Origin of the sequence: Kurthia zopfii (assembly GCF_003143955.1) — a bacterium.
Lineage (GTDB): Bacteria > Bacillota > Bacilli > Bacillales_A > Planococcaceae > Kurthia > Kurthia zopfii.
Map to the genome: position 1 here is coordinate 20,145 of NZ_QFVS01000032.1, position 15,557 is coordinate 35,701.

The following is a 15,557-nucleotide window of genomic DNA, read 5'->3' on the forward strand; positions in this document are numbered from 1 at the left end:
GAGGAAAAAACTGAACTAATTTTACGCATTAGTTCAGCTTTATACTTCTTTTATTTCACGTTGTTAAAAGTTCTCCAACCAATATCTTTACGATAGAAGAAGTGGTCCCATTGTTCCTTATTAATACTGTCATATACTTTTTCTTGCGCTTCTTGTAGTTGGTCGCCTGTCGCTGTAATTAATAGCACACGTCCACCATTCCCTACAAAACCATCGCCATCCGCTTTCGTACCTGCATGGAAGATTTCATACTTCTCTTCAATTGCTGATAAGTCAGGTAATTTATGACCATTTTCAACTGCTACTGGATATCCTTCAGAAGCGATGACTACACCTAGCACTGCTTGATCTGACCACTTTAATTCAAATGGAGCGCTCGCTAATAAAGCGTTCATGAATAAACCAAAATCTGATTCCATTCGTTGAAGGACAACTTGTGCTTCCGGATCACCAAAACGAGCGTTAAACTCGATTACTTTCGGGCCATTCTTCGTTAAGATTAATCCGGCATATAAAATCCCTGTGAATGGTGTTCCTTCTGAATCCATCGCCGCTACAGTAGGTTTGACAACTGTTTCGAATGCTTCATCAATGACCGATTGAGGAATTTGAGGAACAGGAGAATAAGCACCCATACCACCAGTATTCGGGCCTTGATCACCATCAAATGCACGTTTATGATCTTGTGCGATGACCATCGGATAGATCTGACCTGCATGAACAAATGACATGAATGAAAATTCTTCGCCATCTAAAAATTCTTCAATGACAACACTTGAAGATGAATCGCCAAAACGTTGATTGCCAATCATATCTTCTACTGCTTCAATTGCTTCCGCTTCCGTCATCGCTACAACTACACCTTTACCTGCAGCAAGTCCATCCGCTTTAATAACGATTGGCGCCCCATTTTCTTTAATATAAGCAACTGCTGGATCTACTTGTGAAAAAGTAGCATATGCGGCAGTTGGAATATTGTATTTCTTCATTAAATCTTTCGCAAACGCTTTTGAACCTTCGATTTGTGCAGCATCTTTACGAGGTCCAAACGCACGTAGACCCGCTTCTTCAAATGCATCAACAATCCCCTCAGTAAGTGGTTGTTCAGGTCCTACAAAAGTTAATGCAATCCCTTCAGAAATCGCAAAGTTAATTAATTCATCAAATGACGATTGAGCGATTGGCACGATTGTCGCATCATTCTTCATACCTTCATTACCTGGTGCTACATATACTTGCTCCACTGATGGTGCTTTTTTAAATTGTTTAACGATCGCATGTTCACGACCACCACTTCCGATTACTAGAACTTTCATCCTTACTCCCCCTGTTAAAAAGAAGGCTACCAATTTCACACCGGTAGCCTTCATTCTTTTCTATGAATTAATGTTTGAAATGTCTTACGCCTGTAAGAACCATCGTGATCCCTGCAGCATTTGCAGCATCGATTGATTCTTGGTCACGCTTCGAACCACCTGGATGAATAATCGCTGTAATACCTGCAGCAATTGCATTTTCAACTGTATCAGGCATTGGGAAGAATGCATCTGATGCCATTGCAGCACCTTTTGCTTTTTCACCCGCTTGCTCTAAAGCGATTTTCGCTGAACCTACACGATTCATTTGACCAGCACCAACACCTAATGTCATTTGGTGATCTGTAATAACGATTGCATTTGATTTCACATGCTTCACAACTGACCAACCTAGTTTCATCGCTTCCCACTCTTGCTCCGTTGGTTGGCGTTCTGAAACTACTTGAATATCCGCTTCATTGAACCCGAAACGGTCTGGCTCTTGAACTAATAACCCACCTTCTACTGATACTGTGTTGAAAGCATCTTGCGCATATTGATCGAATGAAATTGTTAGTAGACGAATATTTTTCTTCACAGTTAACAATTCAATCGCTTCTTTCGTGAATGATGGAGCGATGATGATTTCTAAGAAGATTGAAGAAAGTTGTTTCGCAGTTTCTGCATCTACTTCACGGTTTAATGCGACGATTCCACCGAAGATTGAAGTTGAATCTGCTTCGTAAGCCATATTGAAAGCTTGTGCGATTGTACTACCAGTACCAACGCCACATGGATTCATATGTTTCACTGCAACAGCAGCTGGTTGTTTAAATTCTTTAATAATTTGAAGTGCTGCATTCGCATCTTGAATATTGTTATATGATAATTCCTTACCATGTAATTGCTCCGCGAATGCGATTGAGAAGTCTGAACCAAGACGTTTTTGATAAAACGCAGCTTTTTGGTGAGGGTTTTCACCATAGCGTAATGTTTGTTTTAACTCATATGTTAATGTCATTTGCTCTGGGAATTCTTCACCTAACTCTGTTGATAAGTAGTTAGAAATGTAAGAATCATAAGCAGCTGTATGACGGAAAACTTTTGCTGCTAAACGACGACGTGTTGCCAATGTTGTTTCGCCATCTGCTTTTAATTCCGCTAATACTGCTGCGTAATCATTTGCATCAACGATTACAGAAACGTATTGTTGGTTTTTCGCAGCTGAACGTAGCATTGTAGGTCCACCAATATCGATATTTTCGATTGCATCTACAAACTCAACATTCGGCTTAGAGATTGTTTCTACGAATGGATATAAGTTTACACAAACAATCTCAATAGGTTCGATGCCGTGTTCTTGCATTTGTGCTTGATGCTCAGGATCGTCATATTTCGCTAAAAGACCACCGTGAATCATTGGGTTTAATGTTTTTACACGACCACCTAAAATTTCAGGGAATTTCGTTACTTCATCAACTGAAGTTACCGCTACTCCATTGTCTTGTAAATGTTGTTTCGTACCACCTGTAGATAATACTTCATAACCTAATGCCACTAATTCTTTAGCAAATTCTAGAACACCTGATTTATCAGATACACTAATCAACGCGCGTTTTGTCACAATAATTTTCCTCCTTAGAATGAAAAAGTGGATTGCTCCACTTATATGTAAAACTATTTTAAAATGTCTTTCAATGCTGCCACATATAAATCATGCTCTACTGCGTGAATCACTGCTTCTGTTTCTTCTCGATTATTGTCGATAACATTGACAGCTTTTTGCATAATTATTGGTCCTGTATCCATACCTTCATCTACGTAGTGAACTGTAACCCCCGTTATTTTCACTCCATGATCCATTGCTTGACCAATCGCGTCTTTACCCGTGAAAGACGGTAGTAATGACGGATGAATATTGACGATACGTGAAGCAAACCCCTGTAATAATGTGTGACCTACTAGACGCATATAACCCGCTAGTATTAGCCACTCTACTTTTTTCTCCCGTAATGCTTGTAAGATTGCTTCTTCATATTCTTCCTTAGAAGAGAAATCTTTTGGGTGTACTGCAAGAACTGGAATCCCCTTTGATTCTGCTCTTTTGATCACATATGCATCAGGCTTGTCTGTTACGACCAACTCGATTTTTGCATGTAGTTGTTGTTGTTCAATCGCTTCGGCAATCGCTTGAAAATTCGAGCCACTACCAGAAGCAAAGACAGCAATCGGAATCGCTCTAGACATTACACTAGACTCCCGTCATGCTCGCCATTAAAGATTACGCCTTCACCTTCTACAACACGTCCGATTTCATACGCTTTCTCACCATGACGTTCTGCAATTTCAATAATCTTACTTGCTTCATCAGCTGAAACAGCGATTACGAAACCGATCCCCATGTTGAATACATTGTATAAATCCTTCTGTTGTAAATCACCTTGTTTTGCAAGGAAATCAAAGATTGGTAATACTGGCCATGAACCTAATTCTACTTCAGTTGCAAGACCTTCAGGCATCATACGAGGTAGGTTTTCATAGAAACCGCCACCAGTGACATGCGCCATACCGTGAATATCCGTTTCTTTTAACATATCAAGAACTGGCTTCGCGTATAATTTCGTAGGTGTTAGTAAAGCTTCACCAATCGGACCTAAATCTTCAAAACCATCTACGACTGATTGCGGCGTTAAACCAGCATCAGCAAAGACAATTTTACGTACTAAAGAGTAACCATTCGAGTGAACACCACTTGAAGTTAAACCTACAAGCACATCGCCCGCTTGGATTTTCTCACCAGTTACGATATTTGCTTTTTCTGTAGCACCTACAGCAAATCCAGCTAGGTCATACTCATCTTCTTCGTAAAGACCTGGCATTTCTGCCGTTTCGCCACCGATTAATGCGGCACCAGATTGTACACAACCATCCGCTACACCTTTAACGATTTGCTCGATTTTTTCTGGGAATGCTTTACCTACAGCTACATAATCTAAGAAATAAAGTGGTTCTGCACCTTGTGCTACGATGTCATTTACACACATCGCTACGCAGTCAATGCCGATCGTATCGTGCTTATCAACCATGAAAGCTAATTTTAATTTCGTACCAACACCATCAGTACCTGAAATTAGTACAGGTTCTTTTAAGTTTAATTCAGAAAGGTCAAACATTCCTCCGAATCCACCAAATGTACCCATAATACCTTTTCGTGCTGTGCGTTCTACGTGAGATTTCATACGTTGTACTGCTTCATAGCCAGCCTCGATATTTACGCCAGCTTGTTCATATGCTTTTGACAAGATCATGTCCTCCTAGACTAATAGTTCTTTTTCATGCGGTAAAATTGTATCTGGGAAAATTTCTGTTGGGTACTTACTTGTGAAACAAGCTAAGCAAAGCCCTTTATTTTCATCGTCATATTGACGGTCGATTGAGTCCACCATTCCTTCTACTGAAAGGAATGTAAGTGAGTCTGCACCAATTGCTTCACACATTTCATCAACTGAATGATTTGAAGCGATTAATTCTTCATGTGTTGAAGTGTCGATTCCGTAGTAGCAAGGGTCTGTCATTGGTGGTGAACTGATGACAACATGAACTTCTGCAGCGCCAGCTTCTTTTAACATTTTGACAATACGTTTCGAAGTAGTCCCTCGAACGATTGAATCATCTACCATAATGACACGCTTACCTTTTACAACTTGTACGACTGGTGATAATTTCATCTTCACGCCGCGTTCACGTAATTCCTGCGTTGGTTGAATGAAAGTACGTCCTACATAACGGTTTTTGATTAAACCAAGTTCGTATGGAATGCCACTTTCTTCTGCGAATCCAATTGCTGCCGAAATACTTGAATCTGGGACACCTGTTACGACATCCGCTTCAATATGCGCACATTCTTTCGCAAGCGTTTTTCCCATGCGTTTACGTGCCATATGAACATTAATGCCATCGATATTTGAATCCGGGCGTGCTAAGTAGACATATTCCATCGCACACATTGCACGATTATGCACTTCTGTGAAACGAACTGATTTAACGCCTTCGTCATTGATGACTAACATCTCACCCGGTTCAACTGAACGAATTGTTTCTGCACCGATTAAATCGAATGCACATGTTTCAGAAGCAACGACATATGCGTCACCTAATTTACCTAAAGATAATGGTCGTAAGCCGTGACGATCGCGCGCTACAATCATTTCTTCTTTTGTCATAACTAAGAATGAGTACGCACCTTCTAAAAGTGTTAAAGCATTTTTTACTTTTTCACTGAATGGAGAATGTGTGCTTTTCTTAATTAAATGAGCCAAAACTTCTGTATCAGAACTTGAATGGAAAATGCTTCCCTGTCTTTCAAGGTATTTCTTTAAGCGGTTCGCATTTACTAAGTTTCCGTTATGAGCGATTGATAGACTTCCTGTTGATGAGTGGAAAAGTAATGGTTGAACATTCTCGATTCCCGCTCCGCCAGCTGTTGTATATCTTGCATGTGCAATCGCTGCTTTACCAGTCATTGATTTTAGTTTTTCCTCATTGAAAACATCGTTGACTAGTCCTTCACCTTTTACTGCTCGTAAGTGTTTGCCGTCAGAAACGACAATGCCTGCGCCTTCTTGTCCTCTATGTTGTAAAGCATGTAATCCATAATAGCTAAGGTGTGCTGGATTTGGGTTGCCCCAAATACCAAACACACCACACTCTTCATTTAAGCCTCTGATTTCAGCAAGCATGGTATTGCCCCTTTCCAAGCATCTTGGAATTCTGCAACAGTGCCTTCGATTAATAAGTCATTGTTTGCAGCATTGATTTTTATTGTAGCTTCTTCTGTTACGACACCAACTTTTTTAGCATCTGCAACAACTTCTTCAAATTGTACTGCTTTTTCTGGTGCTACCGTAATGACGAAGCGAGATTGTGATTCACTGAATAATACAGATGTAGCTGAACCTTCAAGTGTTACTTCTACTCCAAGTTTCGTACCGAAAGTCGTTTCTGCAATTGCTACTGAAAGACCACCTTCTGCAACATCATGTGCAGATTGTACAAGACCCGCGCGGATTGCTTGTAGTAAAGCTTGTTGACGAGCTGCTTCAACTTCTAAGTCGATTACTGGTGCTTTACCGAAAATGCGGCCGTTTTGAAGTTTCTGTAACTCAGATCCACCGAATTCTACTTCTGTTTCACCGATTACATATACGAAATCACCAGCATTTTTCACTTCTTGCGTAGTTGTATAAGATAGGTCATCTACAAGTCCCACCATACCGATTGTTGGTGTTGGGTAGATTGCTTCGTTACTACGTTCGTTGTAAAGTGATACGTTACCACCGATTACTGGTGATTCAAGAGCTAAACAAGCTGCTGCGATACCATCTGCTGATTTCTCAATTTGCCAGAAGATTTCTGGTTTTTCAGGGTTACCGAAGTTTAAGCAATCCGTAATAGCAAGTGGACGTCCACCTGAACAAACGATGTTACGAGCTGCTTCAGCAACTGCGATTTTACCGCCCATTTCTGGATCAAGGTAAATATAACGAGAGTTACAATCTGTAGTCATTGCTAAACCTTTATTCGTACCACGAACACGTACTACTGCTGCATCCGAACCTGGTTTTACGACAGTGCTTGTACGAACTTGGTGATCATACTGCTCGTAAACCCATTCTTTAGAAGCGATTGTCGCTTGTTGTAAAAGAGCTAATAATGTTTCTTTGTAATCTGTAACAGCTGGTTCTACATTGTCCATTTGTTGGAATTCAGTATAGTAAGCTGGTACTGCTGATGGCTTATGGTATACAGGAGCATCTTCAGCAAGTGCATCTGCTGGTACTTCTGCTACGATTTCGCCATTATGTTTAATGCGGAACATTTTGTCGTCTGTTACGACACCAACTGTTACTGCATCTAGATCGTATTTAGAGAATAGATCTACGATTGGCTGTTCTTCACCTTTTTTCACAACGATTAACATACGCTCTTGTGATTCTGAAAGCATCATTTCGTATGCTGTCATACCTGATTCACGTTGAGGTACATTGTCTAAGTTCATTTCAAGACCAGAGCCAGCTTTTGAAGCCATTTCTGCTGCTGATGAAGTTAAACCTGCTGCACCCATATCTTGAATACCAACTAATGAATCGAATTTCACTAATTCTAAACAAGCTTCAAGAAGAAGTTTTTCCATGAATGGATCTCCAACTTGTACTGCTGGGCGTTTTTCTTCAGCATTTTCATCTAATTCTTCAGATGCGAATGTTGCACCATGAATTCCGTCACGTCCAGTTTTAGCACCTACATACATTACTGTATTGCCTACACCTGAAGCGATCCCTTTTTGAATATCTTTGTGGTCGATTAATCCAACACACATCGCATTTACTAACGGATTTCCTTCATAGCATGGATCGAATTGAATTTCTCCACCTACAGTTGGAATACCGATACAGTTACCGTAACCTGCAATTCCGGCTACTACTTCTTCAAATAAGAATTTCACTCGTTTTGAAGCGTCTAGTTCTCCGAAGCGTAAAGAGTTAAGCATTGCAATTGGACGCGCGCCCATTGAGAATACGTCGCGGATAATACCACCAACACCAGTTGCTGCACCTTGATAAGGTTCGATTGCTGATGGATGGTTGTGAGATTCCATTTTAAATACAACTGCTTGTTCGTCACCGATATCGACAATCCCTGCACCTTCACCAGGACCTTGTAATACGTGTTTTCCTTCAGTTGGGAACTTGCGTAATACTGGTTTTGAATTTTTATATGAACAATGTTCCGACCACATAACTGAGAATAAACCTGTCTCCGTCCAGTTAGGTGTACGACCTAAAATTGACTCGACTAATGCAAATTCTTCATCCGTTAACCCCATAGAAGCGTATAATTTCTGCTCCTTAATTTGTTCCGCTGTTGGCTCAAGCTTGGTTGACATTTGATTCCCTCCACTGTTTCACAATTGATTTGAATAATGCTAGACCTTCTGCTCCACCGATTACTTCGCTAATAGCGCGCTCTGGGTGTGGCATCATGCCTAATACGTTACCGCGTTCATTTACAATACCAGCGATGTCAGCCAAACTACCGTTTGGATTCTCACCAGAGTATGTAAAGACGATTTGATTATTGTCTTGTAATTGTTTTAAAGTTTCCCCGTCACAGTAGTAGTTACCTTCACCATGTGCGATTGGAATTGAGATGACTTCATCTTGTGCATATTGATTTGTGAACATCGTGTTGTTATTAGCCACTTTTAAATCAACATTTTTACACATGAATTTTAACTTTTTGTTACGTAGTAGTGCGCCTGGTAATAAGCCCGCTTCCGTTAAGATTTGGAATCCGTTACAAACACCTAATACTGGTTTGCCTGCTTCTGCTGCTTTTTTCACTTCTGACATTACATTCGATTGGTTGGCCATTGCACCACAACGTAGATAATCGCCATAAGAGAAACCACCTGGAACTAAGATGCCATCGTATGCACTTAGATCTTGCTCATCATGCCAAACGTATTCAACTTCTTCACCTAGTTCATCTTTGATGGCATGATACATATCAAGGTCACAGTTTGATCCTGGGAATACAAGTACTGCGAATTTCATGTTAGTTAGCCTCCTCGACTTCATAACGGTAGTCTTCGATTACTGTATTTGTTAATAATTTTTCGCACATCTCTTTTACTAAAGTATCAACATCGCGTTCTGATGGATCAATTTGTAATTCTAAAAATTTACCGATACGTACCTCTGAAACTTCATCATAGCCCATATTATGTAGTGAGCCTTGTACTGCTGAACCTTGTGGATCAAGAATGCTTTCGCGAAGTGTTACATAGATTTTTACCTTTTTCATTTAGAATGTCCTCCTAGACGAGATAATATGATTTCATATACTTCTGTTAAACTACCAAGATTGCGACGGAATACGTCTTTATCTAAGTGCTGCTTTGTTTCTTCGTCCCACAGACGGCAAGTATCTGGAGAGATTTCGTCCGCTAATAATAAGGAACCATCTGCATCTCTACCAAACTCTAGTTTGAAATCGACAAGCGTCACACCAATTTCGTGGAAAAATGTTCGTAATACTTCATTCACTTCCAAACCTTTGCGATATAGCTGTGCAACTTCTTCCTCTGTGGCAATGCCTAAAATATCAATATGTTCTGTCGTAATAAACGGATCTCCGAGTGAATCGTCTTTGTAATAGTATTCAACGATTGGACGCTTTAGAGGTGTTCCTTCTTCTATGCCCAATTTCGTTGCTAAACTTCCAGCTGCAATATTTCGTACAACAAGCTCGATTGGAATAATCTCTACTTTTTTCACAAGCTGCTCTGTATCAGAGATTTGCTCGATGAAATGTGAGGCAATTCCCGCTTCTTTCAATTTTTCGAAAATTAGTGATGTGATGCGGTTGTTTAAAACACCTTTACCAGCAATCTCTTCTTTTTTCTCTCCATTAAAAGCTGTTGCACTATCTTTGTAAGCGACGAACAATACATCTTCCTGTTCAGTTGCATACAATCTCTTTGCCTTGCCTTCATACAAAAGTTGACCTTTTTCCACGTGAATTCCCCCGCTAGATAGTTTTGAGTATTGCGTTTATTCGAAATATTTTTTATTTTCAGTGGGCATTGGAATAGTGAATAGTAACTTCCTATCCGATCAAGTGCTAAAATCATTTTCAACACTTGATCGAATCAGGAAGATTTTTTTGTTCCTATTAATAACCCCTAAAAAAACTTTAGACTAGTTTAATCCTAATCTTTCAAAAATCATGTCTACATTTTTAAGGTGATAGTTATAATCGAAACAATCTTCAATTTCTTCCGCATTTAATAGAGATGAGATTTTCTCATTTTCTTCTACTAAAGGACGGAACTGAATTTGTTCATCCCAAGAACGAGCTGTTAATGGTTGAACCGTGTCATATGCTTCTTCACGAGAAAGACCTTTTTCGATTAGAGCAAGTAACACACGTTGTGAATAAATTAATCCGAAAGTACGTGTCATATTACGTTTCATGTTTTCAGGGAATACAGTTAAGTTTTTAACGATATTTCCGAAACGATTTAACATGTAATTCAAAGCAATCGTCGTATCTGGAATGATGACACGCTCTGCTGATGAATGTGAAATATCACGTTCATGCCAAAGTGGAACATTTTCAAATGCAGTTACCATGTGACCACGTACTAGACGAGCCATACCAACCATATTTTCTGAACCAATTGGGTTACGTTTATGCGGCATTGCTGAAGAACCTTTTTGGCCTTTTGCAAAACCTTCTTCCACTTCACGTGTTTCAGATTTTTGTAATCCGCGAATTTCAGTTGCGAATTTTTCAATTGAAGTTGCGATCAATGCTAGCACCGAGAAGTACTCGGCATGACGATCACGTTGTAATGTTTGAGTCGAAATAGGTGCTGCTGTAAGACCTAAATTATCACAAACGAATTTCTCAACGAATGGGTCGATATTTGCATATGTGCCAACCGCTCCTGAAATTTTACCTGCTTCAATTGTTTCTGCTGCTGCTTCGAAACGAACTTGATTTCGACGCATTTCTTCTAACCAAAGCGCTAACTTAAGACCGAATGTAGTTGGTTCCGCATGAACACCGTGCGTACGTCCCATACAAACTGTCATTTTATGTTCCTTCGCTTTTTCTGTAATGATATTAATTAGATTTTGAATATCTTTGCGGATAATATCATTGGCTTGCTTGATTTGGTACGAGAGTGCAGTATCTACAACATCTGTAGAAGTCAGGCCGTAATGAACCCATTTGCGCTCTTCCCCTAAAGTTTCAGAAACAGCTCGTGTAAATGCTACAACGTCATGACGCGTTTCTTTTTCAATCTCCAAAATACGATCAATATTAAATGTTGCATTGGCACGTAGTTTTTCTACATCTTCCTTTGGAATAACATTTAACTCTGCCCAAGCCTCACATGCTAAAATCTCTACTTCTAACCATGCTTGGTATCTGTTTTCTTCTGTCCAAATTGCGCCCATTTCGGGACGAGTGTAACGTGCTATCATATTTTTCGATCTCCTTTAATCTGCCCAAATCGCAGAACTGTTGATTTCTTGTAGCGTAGCTTCAAGATCTTCAGTCATTATTGTAACATGTCCCATCTTTCTGTTGTGTTTCGCTTCATATTTTCCGTAAAGATGAATTGACCAATCCGGATATTTAGCAATAGAATTCGTAACGGGTACAACATGCTGCCCTAAAATATTTATCATAATAGAAGGTTTCCATAATTTTGGCTGTCTAAGTGGCCAGCCACAAACAGCACGAATATGTTGGTGGAATTGCGATATATTACAAGCTTCGATTGAATAGTGACCCGAATTATGCGGTCTAGGTGCTACCTCATTAATAATGATTTCACCATTGTCTAAAACGAACATTTCGACTGCTAAAGTTCCTACAAGGTTTAATGCATCCGCAATATTTTCAGCTGCTTTCGTCGCTAGATCCGCAGTAGATTGTTCAATACGCGCTGGTACGATTGTTTCATGAAGTATGTGATTCACATGAATATTCTCACCGATTGGTAAGCAATACGTTTCGCCTTGAACATCACGCTGAACGATGACCGAAATTTCCATTTTAAATGGAACAAACGCCTCCGCCACACATGCAGAATGTGCGAAAAGTCCAACTGCTTTTTCTAAATCAGCTGCCGATTGTAAAGTTTGTTGCCCCTTACCGTCATAACCACCTCTTGCGGTTTTTACAACACATGGATAGCCAACTTCATCAATTTTCGCTTCAAGTTCTTCAAAAGTTTGAGCCGCAATATACTTCGCTACTGGTGTGCCTGAAGATGTAATCGCCGCTTTTTCAAGTATGCGATCCTGTGTAATCTTCACAAGTTCCGCGCCTTGAGGTACATAAGCGATTTCCGTCAATTTTTTCAGACCTTCAAAATCAATATTTTCAAATTCATACGTAATGACATCACTTACTTCAGCAAGTTCTTCAAGTGCCGCATCATCATCATACGGTGCTACGATACGAATATCTGCAACTTGACCACATGGTGAATCCATTGAGGGCTCAAGTACTGCGATTTTAAAGCCTGCTTCGCGTGCAGCTAAAGCCATCATTCTTCCTAACTGACCGCCACCAATTATGCCGATTGTTTGTCCGGGATATATGATTTTACTCACCTAAGTCACCTGTGCTTTCTAACGCTTTTAATTTCATCGCCTGTCTTCTCGCTTCAATCTTCTTCTCGATGTCTGCATCTGTTACAGATAAAATTTGTGCTGCTAGTAAACCTGCATTCGTTGCGCCTGCTTTGCCGATTGCGACAGTTGCTACAGGAACTCCACCCGGCATTTGTACGATTGATAAAAGTGAATCAAGTCCGTTTAATGCACGAGATTGAACGGGAACACCGATGACTGGAATTGTCGTTTTAGCTGCGACCATACCTGGTAAATGAGCTGCCCCACCTGCTCCAGCAATAATGACGTGGATGCCACGGTTACGAGCTTGTTCTGCATAGTCGAACATTAGATCCGGTGTTCTATGTGCTGATACAACCTTTTTTTCGTATGGTACTTGTAATTCATCTAATACATCACAGGTATGTTTCATCGTTTCCCAATCGCTTGAACTACCCATAATCACACCAATTTTCGGATTCATGTTATTACGCCCCTTTGAATATATAAAAATCCCTAAGTAACGCCCTCCACCACAGTCTGATACTATGCGTGGAAGCAGCTACTTAGGGATGCAAATGGAATCGTTCGTATTTACAAACTATTTCTAGACACCCTATAGACTTGATGCTTCCCTCATAGTCCAACATTCCGGTGCTGGGTAGAGACACTAGAGCCAATTCTCTAGCATATATGCGGGATTCGTTGTTTTCATACACATTGTAACAACGTATGACATACAAGTCAATAGAAATACGAACATTTATAAGAAGCTTATTTGTATCGTTCGTATTTATTATTCTTCTATTTTTAGACCTTTGAACTGAATTAACTGGCGAATCGGAACAGGTTGACCATTTTGCATTTCAAAAAGAGGTTCTTCTCTTCGACCTGCTGGCATATAACCATCCTTTTTCATTCGCTCTAAACATTCGTCGATTGATTCATTTTCCTTCACTTCATACCAAACTGTTTTCTTACCCAAAATTACACTTCCTTATATAACGATTAAGTATCTTCAATTATATAAGAGAAATTGCCTTTTGTGCAACCTGACTATGAATTGCCGCTCTCATTACTGCTTCGGCAACATGATCCGTCACATCGATTTCAAAAACATTTGGAATGATTGTACCTTTTGCAACTTGTTCATCCGTTACAAGCGTCGCAATGGCTTGTACAGCTGCCATCTTCATCTCATCATTAATATCCGTCGCACGTACTTCTAAGGCACCTTTAAAGATTCCTGGGAATGCTAACATATTATTCACTTGGTTCGGATAATCTGAACGACCTGTCGCAATCACACGCACGCCCCATTTGATTGCATTCTCATACGTGATTTCCGGATTTGGATTTGCTAAAGCAAAAACGATCGGATCACTATTCATTGAATGAATCATTTTTTCAGTTAACAGATTCGGCGCAGAAACACCGATGAAAATATCACTACCCGCAATAGCATCTTCTAAGGAACCTTCTATACAATCTAAGTTCGTCAATTTCGCCATATACTCTTTTTCTTCATTCATGCCATATGAGCGACCTTTGTAAATAATCCCTTTTGAATCACAGGCGATAATATTTTTATAACCGATGATCAATAAAAGTTTTAACACTGCCACACCAGCAGCACCCGCTCCGTTAATAACGATCTTCACATTTTCCTTTTGCTTATTCACAGCTTTCAATGCGTTTTGTAAACCAGCCGCTGTAACGATCGCTGTGCCATGTTGATCATCGTGGAAAATTGGAATATCACATTCCTTACGAAGGCGATCCTCAATTTCAAAACAACGCGGTGCAGAAATGTCCTCAAGATTAATCGCTCCGAATGTTGGCGCGATATTTTTCACAACTGTAATAATTTCTTCAACATCTTTCGTATCTAAGACGATCGGCATGGCATCAACACCCGCAAGTTGTTTCAGCAATAATGCCTTACCTTCCATAACAGGCATCGCAGCTTTCGGTCCAATATCACCTAACCCTAATACTGCCGAGCCATCCGACACAACACCTACTAAATTCCCTTTCATCGTATAGTCATATACTTTAGAAGGATCTTTCTGAATTTCCAAACACGGTTCTGCCACTCCCGGCGAATAAACTAAGCTCAACTCTTTTGAAGAAGTAACAGCCACCTTCGATTGTACTGTTAATTTCCCCTTTAATCTCTCGTGTAGGTCTAAAGCCTCTACTTTCAAATTCTCATGACTCATCTCAACTACTCCCTTCGCTCGAAAATGACAATATATGCTCGATAGCACTTCATTTCCGTTCCATAGTTTCATATCATAGGTCAAGGATTCCTAGGTTGCAACTAATTAGTCTTAATATTCACATTTTCGTAATATTTAACGAAAAAATCTATTTTTACCAAGTCGTATCATTTGCACTAATCTATTGTGATTATTTGAGCAAGCCATTTTTGATACTTTTTATTCACTTTGTGATTCTTTTAACATATTTTTGTGATTCTTTTCACATTTAAAAGTAATGAGTATTTTGAACTAGTTAGAGTTATTATTATTGACCATATATCGAAATCTAAATGCCTTCATTCACTTTCAACTTACTGATTATGAAACAGTGAATTTTAGTTTTTGAATGCTTTTTGAGATTTCCCTTCCCCATTGGTTCTTAATACTTTCTAAATGCGTTCCTTATGCGTTACATGTTTGATTCATTAAAGATTCTATAGCAAATTGTAAAACCCTAAATGAACTGCGTAATGCCTTTCTAAAGACAAGATAAATAGTAGAAAGAGTAACACTTTGGCAAGCAGATCCTATAAAAGAGCGAGATTACATTTCATTAATGAAATGTAATCTCGCTCAAGCCAAGCATATAGGTTTATTGATTATTAAAGATCTTCTGTACAGCGTAAGTAGCTATCTTAGCTGCTATAAGATAAGGTGAGGTTGTTATATGAAGGCATAAAAAAAGAACCACTCTACAAGTGGTTCTTCGTTTGCGTAGCAATGTCCTACTCTCACAGGAGGAAACCTCCAACTACCATCGGCGCTAAAGAGCTTAACTTCCGTGTTCGACATGGGAACGG

Annotated in this window: 14 protein-coding genes, 1 rRNA gene and 1 riboswitch; all 15 genes read right to left on the reverse strand. The window is 39.7% G+C overall.

What is annotated here, in order from left to right:
* Nucleotides 1-50 precede the first annotated feature (50 nt).
* The gene (gene purD, locus DF281_RS11065) at nucleotides 51-1,316 is read right to left on the reverse strand and encodes a phosphoribosylamine--glycine ligase (protein WP_109350326.1); all 1,266 of its coding nucleotides are present in this window, start codon (nucleotides 1,314-1,316) and stop codon (nucleotides 51-53) included.
* Nucleotides 1,317-1,383: 67 nt separating this feature from the next.
* Nucleotides 1,384-2,919 carry a bifunctional phosphoribosylaminoimidazolecarboxamide formyltransferase/IMP cyclohydrolase gene (gene purH / locus DF281_RS11070; RefSeq protein ID WP_109350327.1) on the reverse strand — a complete coding sequence of 512 codons (1,536 nt, stop codon included), beginning with the start codon at nucleotides 2,917-2,919 and terminating at the stop codon, nucleotides 1,384-1,386.
* Between the two features lie 53 nt (nucleotides 2,920-2,972).
* Entirely contained in the window at nucleotides 2,973-3,542 is a 570-nt protein-coding gene (purN, locus tag DF281_RS11075) for a phosphoribosylglycinamide formyltransferase (protein WP_109350328.1), read from the reverse strand.
* Nucleotides 3,542-4,597 carry a phosphoribosylformylglycinamidine cyclo-ligase gene (purM, locus tag DF281_RS11080; protein ID WP_109350329.1) on the reverse strand — a complete coding sequence of 352 codons (1,056 nt, stop codon included), beginning with the start codon at nucleotides 4,595-4,597 and terminating at the stop codon, nucleotides 3,542-3,544. The genes purN and purM overlap by 1 nt, the downstream gene beginning before the upstream one ends.
* Before the next feature lie 12 nt (nucleotides 4,598-4,609).
* On the reverse strand, nucleotides 4,610-6,034 hold the full coding sequence (gene purF / locus DF281_RS11085) for an amidophosphoribosyltransferase (protein ID WP_109350330.1): 1,425 nt from the start codon (nucleotides 6,032-6,034) through the stop codon (nucleotides 4,610-4,612).
* On the reverse strand, nucleotides 6,010-8,241 hold the full coding sequence (gene purL, locus DF281_RS11090) for a phosphoribosylformylglycinamidine synthase subunit PurL (protein WP_109350331.1): 2,232 nt from the start codon (nucleotides 8,239-8,241) through the stop codon (nucleotides 6,010-6,012). Before purL ends, purF begins: the two co-directional genes overlap by 25 nt.
* Nucleotides 8,225-8,911, reverse strand: a complete 687-nt coding sequence (purQ, locus tag DF281_RS11095) for a phosphoribosylformylglycinamidine synthase subunit PurQ (RefSeq protein WP_109350332.1) — start codon at nucleotides 8,909-8,911, stop codon at nucleotides 8,225-8,227. The genes purL and purQ overlap by 17 nt, the downstream gene beginning before the upstream one ends.
* Nucleotide 8,912: 1 nt before the next feature.
* Nucleotides 8,913-9,161 (reverse strand): phosphoribosylformylglycinamidine synthase subunit PurS, encoded by a 249-nt coding sequence (gene purS, locus DF281_RS11100; protein ID WP_109350333.1) that lies wholly within the window; start codon nucleotides 9,159-9,161, stop codon nucleotides 8,913-8,915.
* Entirely contained in the window at nucleotides 9,158-9,874 is a 717-nt protein-coding gene (gene purC, locus DF281_RS11105; RefSeq protein ID WP_109350334.1) for a phosphoribosylaminoimidazolesuccinocarboxamide synthase, read from the reverse strand. Before purC ends, purS begins: the two co-directional genes overlap by 4 nt.
* Nucleotides 9,875-10,057: 183 nt before the next feature.
* A complete protein-coding gene (gene purB, locus DF281_RS11110; RefSeq protein WP_109350335.1) occupies nucleotides 10,058-11,353 on the reverse strand; it encodes an adenylosuccinate lyase in 1,296 nt (431 codons plus the stop codon).
* 15 nt (nucleotides 11,354-11,368) lie between these two features.
* A complete protein-coding gene (gene purK / locus DF281_RS11115) occupies nucleotides 11,369-12,493 on the reverse strand; it encodes a 5-(carboxyamino)imidazole ribonucleotide synthase (RefSeq protein ID WP_109350336.1) in 1,125 nt (374 codons plus the stop codon).
* Nucleotides 12,486-12,977, reverse strand: coding sequence for a 5-(carboxyamino)imidazole ribonucleotide mutase (purE, locus tag DF281_RS11120; RefSeq protein ID WP_109350337.1), 492 nt, complete (start codon nucleotides 12,975-12,977; stop codon nucleotides 12,486-12,488). Before purE ends, purK begins: the two co-directional genes overlap by 8 nt.
* A 135-nt stretch (nucleotides 12,978-13,112) precedes the next feature.
* Nucleotides 13,113-13,210: riboswitch (purine riboswitch) on the reverse strand.
* Nucleotides 13,211-13,289: 79 nt separating this feature from the next.
* Nucleotides 13,290-13,478 (reverse strand): NETI motif-containing protein, encoded by a 189-nt coding sequence (locus DF281_RS11125; protein WP_109350338.1) that lies wholly within the window; start codon nucleotides 13,476-13,478, stop codon nucleotides 13,290-13,292.
* Nucleotides 13,479-13,515: 37 nt separating this feature from the next.
* Nucleotides 13,516-14,715 (reverse strand): NAD(P)-dependent malic enzyme, encoded by a 1,200-nt coding sequence (locus DF281_RS11130; protein ID WP_109350339.1) that lies wholly within the window; start codon nucleotides 14,713-14,715, stop codon nucleotides 13,516-13,518.
* A gap of 754 nt (nucleotides 14,716-15,469) precedes the next feature.
* Nucleotides 15,470-15,557, reverse strand: a 5S ribosomal RNA gene (gene rrf / locus DF281_RS11135); the annotation flags it as partial.